Below are 6,192 nucleotides of genomic sequence, written 5' to 3' on the forward strand. Positions count from 1 at the left end.
CGCGGCATGTTCGGTGCGAAGGGCAGCGGCGACACCTCGGGCTACGGCCGGCTCGTGCGCACCGTGGCGCTGCCGGGCGGGTCGCCGCGGCCCTACGGCGGGTTCTTCGACGAGGTCGTCGACACGCTGTCCGCCGTGATAGGCGAAGACGCGTTCGCGGCAGCGATCGAACGTGTGGTGGTGCACCGCGAGGAGCTGACCCTGGAGGTCACCCGCGAAGCGCTACCCGCGGTGGCACAGGCGCTGCGCGACGACCCGGGACTGCGCTTCGAACTGTGCCTCGGCGTCAGCGGCGTGCACTACCCCGACGAAATCGGCCGCGAACTGCACGCGGTCTATCCACTGATGTCGATCACCCACAACCGTCGTATCCGCGTCGAGGTGGCGGCGCCGGATGCCGACCCCCACATCCCGTCCCTGTTCCGGGTGTATCCCACCACCGACTGGCACGAGCGCGAGACCTACGACTTCTTCGGAATCATCTTCGACGGCCATCCGTCGTTGACCCGGATCGAGATGCCCGACGACTGGGTCGGTCACCCGCAACGCAAGGACTATCCACTCGGCGGGATTCCGGTCGAGTACCACGGTGCCGAGATACCCCCGCCCGACGAGCGGAGGGCCTACAACTGATGGCCACCTCACAACGTCCACCCGACCGGGTGGTGGTCGTCGGCGGCCAGGACTGGGACGAGGTCGTCACCGCGGCGAGGCAGAACGCCAGGGAGCACGCCGGCGAGCGCATCGTCGTCAACATGGGGCCGCAGCACCCGTCGACACACGGGGTGCTACGCCTCATCCTCGAGATCGAGGGCGAGACCATCGTCGAAGCACGGTGCGGGATCGGCTACCTGCACACCGGCATCGAGAAGAACCTGGAGTTCCGCAACTGGACGCAGGGCGTCACCTTCGTGACCCGGATGGATTATCTCTCACCGTTTTTCAACGAAACGGCCTACTGCCTCGGAGTGGAGAAGTTGCTGGGCGTCACCGATGCGATCCCCGAACGGGCCTCGGTGATCCGGGTGATGCTGATGGAGCTCAACCGGATCTCGAGTCACCTGGTCGCACTCGCCACCGGCGGTATGGAACTCGGTGCGATGACGGCGATGTTCCTCGGCTTCCGCGAGCGCGAACTCATTCTCTCGGTGTTCGAGTCCATCACCGGGCTTCGGATGAACCACGCATACATCCGACCCGGCGGCGTCGCCGTCGACCTTCCCGACGACGGGATCAGTCAGGTCCGGGATCTGTTGGAACTGCTACCCACGCGGTTCTGTGATCTGGAGGATCTGCTCAACGAGAACTACATCTGGAAGGCCCGCACCCAGGGCATCGGGTACCTGGACCTGACAGGGTGCATGGCACTGGGTATCACCGGACCGGTGCTGCGTTCGACGGGCCTGCCGCACGACCTGCGCAAGGCCCAACCCTATTGCGGCTACCAGACATACGACTTCGACGTCATCACCGATGACGGCTGCGACGCCTACGGTCGGTACCTGATCCGGGTGAAGGAGATGCGTGAATCGCTCAAGATCGTCGAGCAGTGTGTCGAGCGGCTCGAGCGACTCGAGGGTCAACCGGTGATGGTCCAGGACAAGAAGATCGCGTGGCCCGCTGATCTGAAGCTCGGACCCGACGGTCTGGGCAACTCGCCCGAGCACATCGCCAAGATCATGGGGCACTCGATGGAGGGCTTGATCCATCACTTCAAGTTGGTGACCGAGGGCATCCGGGTGCCCGCCGGCCAGGTCTACGTCGCCGTCGAATCACCACGCGGCGAGCTGGGCGTGCACATGGTCTCCGATGGCGGCACCCGTCCCTACCGCGTGCACTACCGGGACCCGTCGTTCACCAATCTGCAGGCGGTGGCGGCGATGTGCGAAGGCGGCATGGTCGCCGACGCGATCTCTGCGGTGGCGTCGATCGACCCGGTGATGGGCGGGGTGGATCGATGAGCGCTTGCGCGAAGAGAAGAGTGCACAGGTGAGCGTGTTTCTCGAACTCGGGCAGCGCCCCGACGAGCCCGGTCCCCCGATCCACGGGCCCGCCGCCTATCCTGCCGACGTCGAGTCCCGGCTGGCCGCCGACGCGGCGGTGATCGTCGCGCGCTACCCGCAGTCGCGCTCGGCGCTGCTGCCGTTGCTGCACCTGACGCAGTCCGAGGATGGATACCTGACCCCTGCGGGAATCGCTTTCTGCGCAGCGCAGTTGGGCCTGACTCCAGCAGAGGTCACCGCGGTCGCGACGTTCTACTCGATGTACCGTCGTACCCCCACGGGCGAGTATCTCGTCGGCGTGTGCACCAACACCCTGTGCGCCATCATGGGGGGTGACGCCATTCTCGACACGCTGCAGGAGCACCTCGGTGTCGACGCTGGGCACACCACCGCAGACGGCCGCATCACCCTCGAGCATGTCGAATGCAACGCCGCCTGCGACTATGCGCCGGTGCTGATGGTCAACTGGGAGTTCTTCGACAACCAGACGACCTCGTCGGCCTGTGACCTCGTGGACGCGTTGCGCTCCGGCCACCCACCGACACCCTCGCGAAGTGCATCGCTGTGCACGTTCCGGGAGACCGCGAGAACACTTGCCGGGCTGCAGAACGACGACGGTCCCGATGCCGACGCCCCCACCGGCGCAGCGACTCTCGCCGGCCTTCGGATCGCCCACGAGCGCGACATGTCTGCACCGCAACCTGATTCGGTGGCGTCGACCAGCACTGCTTCGCACAACGGGCGCCCCTCCGACGGAGAGAAGGCCGAAGCCGCCGAATCCGTGAAGGACGAACCCGCGCCGGGGCCCTCGGCGACCATCCCGGCCGAGTCCTCGACACCCGAGACCGACCCGAAGGCAACGGATTCCGAATGACGCCATTGACTCCCGTGCTCAGCCGGTTCTGGGACGACCCCGAACCGTGGTCGCTGGACACCTACCGCCGCCACGGCGGTTACCAGGCGCTGGAGCGGGCCTTGGCGATGAGTCCCGACGACGTGATCGCCACCGTCAAGGACTCCGGTCTGCGCGGCCGCGGCGGCGCGGGTTTCCCGACGGGGACCAAGTGGTCGTTCATCCCGCAGGGTGATGAGGGCGCGGCGGCCAAGCCGCACTACCTGGTGATCAACGCCGACGAGTCGGAACCCGGCACGTGCAAGGACATTCCGTTGATGCTGACGACGCCGCACTTCCTGGTCGAGGGTGCCATCATCGCCGCCTACGCGATCCGGGCACACCACGCGTTCATCTATCTGCGCGGCGAGGTCGTCCCGGTGTTGCGGCGTCTGCAGGCCGCGGTCGCGGAGGCCTACGCCGCGGGGCACCTGGGCACCGACATCCACGGCTCGGGATTCGATCTGGAGCTGATCGTGCACGCCGGTGCGGGCGCCTACATCTGCGGGGAGGAGACGGCGCTGCTCGATTCACTGGAAGGCAGGCGGGGTCAACCGCGGCTGCGACCGCCGTTCCCGGCAGTGGCGGGCCTGTATGCGTGTCCGACAGTGGTCAACAATGTGGAGTCGATCGCCAGCGTGCCGCCCATCCTGCTCAACGGCATCGACTGGTTCCGCTCGATGGGCTCGGAGAAGTCCCCCGGCTTCACGCTGTACTCGCTGTCCGGGCATGTCACCACACCCGGGCAGTACGAGGCGCCGCTGGGCATCACGCTGCGCGAACTGCTCGACTACGCAGGCGGTGTCCGCGCCGGCCATACGCTGAAGTTCTGGACACCGGGCGGATCGTCGACACCGCTGCTGACCGCCGACGACCTCGACGTGCCACTGGATTACGAAGGTATGGCCGGTGTCGGATCGATGCTCGGCACCAAGGCGTTGCAGATCTTCGACGAGACCACCTGTGTGGTGCGGGCGGTGCGGCGCTGGACCCAGTTCTACGCCCACGAGTCGTGCGGCAAGTGCACCCCGTGTCGCGAGGGGACGTACTGGCTGGCGCAGATCTACCAGCGCCTGGAGACCGGCACGGGCACACCGGCGGATATCGACAAGCTACTCGACATCTCGGACTCGATCTTCGGAAAGTCGTTCTGCGCCTTGGGTGATGGAGCGGCGAGTCCGATCATCTCGTCCATCAAGTTCTTCCGCGACGAGTACGAGGCGCACCTGGACGGGGGATGCCCGTTCGACCCGCACGCGTCCATGCTCGCTGCACCGGAAAGGGTGGGCGCATGACACTGGCCGAGCACAGCCACGACGCCCCGCCCGTCGAGATGGTGTCGCTGACGATCGACGGGACGCAGATCAGCGTGCCGAAGGGCACCCTGGTGATCCGGGCCGCCGAGTTGATGGGCGTGCAGATCCCGCGCTTCTGCGATCACCCACTCTTGGACCCGGTAGGCGCGTGCCGGCAGTGCCTGGTCGAGGTCGAGGGACAGCGCAAGCCGATGGCGTCCTGCACCATCACCTGCACCCCGGACATGGTGGTGCGGACCCAGCACACCTCGGAGTCCGCCGACAAGGCGCAACACGGGGTGATGGAACTACTGCTCATCAACCATCCGCTGGATTGCCCGGTCTGCGACAAGGGCGGTGAATGCCCGCTGCAGAACCAGGCGATGTCCAACGGCCGTCCGGAGACTCGCTTCGACGATGTGAAGCGAACCTTCCCGAAGCCGATCAACGTGTCGTCACAGGTTCTGCTGGACCGGGAACGCTGCGTGCTGTGCGCCCGCTGTACCCGGTTCTCCGATCAGATCGCCGGTGACCCGTTCATCGAACTGCTGGAACGTGGTGCGCAACAACAGGTCGGAATCGCCCCCGGGGAACCGTTCCAGTCGTATTTCTCGGGCAACACCGTGCAGATCTGCCCGGTGGGAGCGCTGACCGGTGCGGCCTACCGGTTCCGGGCGCGGCCGTTCGATCTGGTGTCGAGTCCGAGTGTCTGCGAGCACTGCGCCTCGGGCTGCGCCCAACGCACCGATCATCGGCGCGGAAAAGTGTTGCGCCGCCTGGCCGGTGACGACCCCGAGGTCAACGAGGAATGGAATTGCGACAAGGGGCGGTGGGCCTTCACCTACGCGACCGTCGGGGACCGGATCACCACCCCGCTGGTGCGTGACCCCGACGGCTCGATGCGTCCGGCCTCCTGGTCGGAAGCTCTCGGCGTGGCCGGGGCCGGGCTTGCCGCAGCCAACGGCAACGCCGGCGTACTCGTCGGCGGCCGCGTCACCGCCGAAGATGCCTACGCCTACTCCAAATTCGCACGAATCGTGTTGAACACCAACGACATCGACTTCCGCGCCCGCCAGCACAGCGCCGAGGAGGCCGATTTCCTCGCCGCCTCGGTCGCCGGTCAGCCGATGACCGTCACCTACTCGGACCTGGAGAACGCGTCGGTGGTGCTGCTCGCCGGTCTGGAACCCGAGGAGGAGGCACCGATCGTCTTCCTGCGCCTGCGCAAGGCGGTACGCAAGCACGCCCTGCAGGTGATGTCGATCGCACCGTTCGCGAGCCGCGGCCTGACCAAGCTGTCGGGTGCGTTGATCAGGTCGGGACCCGGGAGCGAGGCGGCCGCATTGGACGACCTGGCCCGCAACGAACTGCTGAACCTGCCGGGGTCGGTGATCCTGGTGGGCGAACGACTGGCGGCCTCACCCGGGGCGCTGTCGGCCGCAGCACGATTGGCTGTTACCACCGGTGCCCGGCTGGCGTGGGTTCCGCGGCGCGCCGGAGAGCGCGGCGCCCTGGAGGCCGGCGCATTGCCGAACCTGTTGCCCGGCGGGCGCGCGGTGACGGATGCGACGGCGCGTCGGCAGATGGCCGCCGCCTGGAACGTCGACGAACTGCCCACCGGCCCCGGCCGCGACGCGACCGCGATCCTGCGCGCGGCGCGCGACGGCGAGTTGGGTGCCCTGCTGATCGGCGGTGTCGAACTCGATGACCTTCCGGACCCTGACGCCGCCATCGCCGCGGTTGATGCCGCACCGTTCGTCGTGAGCCTGGAACTGCGCGAAAGCGCGGTCACCGAGCGAGCAGACGTGGTGTTCCCGGTCGCGCCGGTGGTGGAGAAGGCGGGCTCGTTCGTCAACTGGGAGGGACGAATCCGGCCCTTCGAACCCTCCCTGCACACCAACGCCGTCCCCGATCTGCGGGTGTTGAACTTCCTGGCCGACGAGATCGGCGTCGATCTCGGCCTGCGGACTGCCGCGGCGGCCGCCGAGGAGCAGGCCCGACT

General features: G+C 67.2%; 5 protein-coding genes. All 5 read left to right on the top strand.

Going from position 1 to position 6,192, the window contains the following annotated elements; translation table 11 throughout:
* The first annotated feature begins 6 nt into the window (after nt 1–6).
* Entirely contained in the window at nt 7–633 is a 627-nt protein-coding gene (locus tag WA965_RS04045) for an NADH-quinone oxidoreductase subunit C (protein WP_526303159.1), read from the top strand.
* Complete coding sequence (nuoD, locus tag WA965_RS04050; protein ID WP_526303154.1) at nt 633–1,961, top strand: NADH dehydrogenase (quinone) subunit D; 1,329 nt, start codon at nt 633–635, stop codon at nt 1,959–1,961. The genes WA965_RS04045 and nuoD overlap by 1 nt, the downstream gene beginning before the upstream one ends.
* Before the next feature lie 28 nt (nt 1,962–1,989).
* Entirely contained in the window at nt 1,990–2,877 is an 888-nt protein-coding gene (nuoE, locus tag WA965_RS04055) for an NADH-quinone oxidoreductase subunit NuoE (protein WP_526303155.1), read from the top strand.
* Nucleotides 2,874–4,190 (top strand): NADH-quinone oxidoreductase subunit NuoF, encoded by a 1,317-nt coding sequence (gene nuoF / locus WA965_RS04060; RefSeq protein WP_526303156.1) that lies wholly within the window; start codon nt 2,874–2,876, stop codon nt 4,188–4,190. Before nuoE ends, nuoF begins: the two co-directional genes overlap by 4 nt.
* The coding region (locus tag WA965_RS04065; RefSeq protein ID WP_526447109.1) for an NADH-quinone oxidoreductase subunit G at nt 4,187–6,192 on the top strand (2,006 nt) is incomplete at its 3' end. The genes nuoF and WA965_RS04065, both read left to right, overlap by 4 nt.

Source organism: Mycobacterium sp., from assembly GCF_049683935.1.
In the GTDB taxonomy this organism is placed as follows: domain Bacteria; phylum Actinomycetota; class Actinomycetes; order Mycobacteriales; family Mycobacteriaceae; genus Mycobacterium.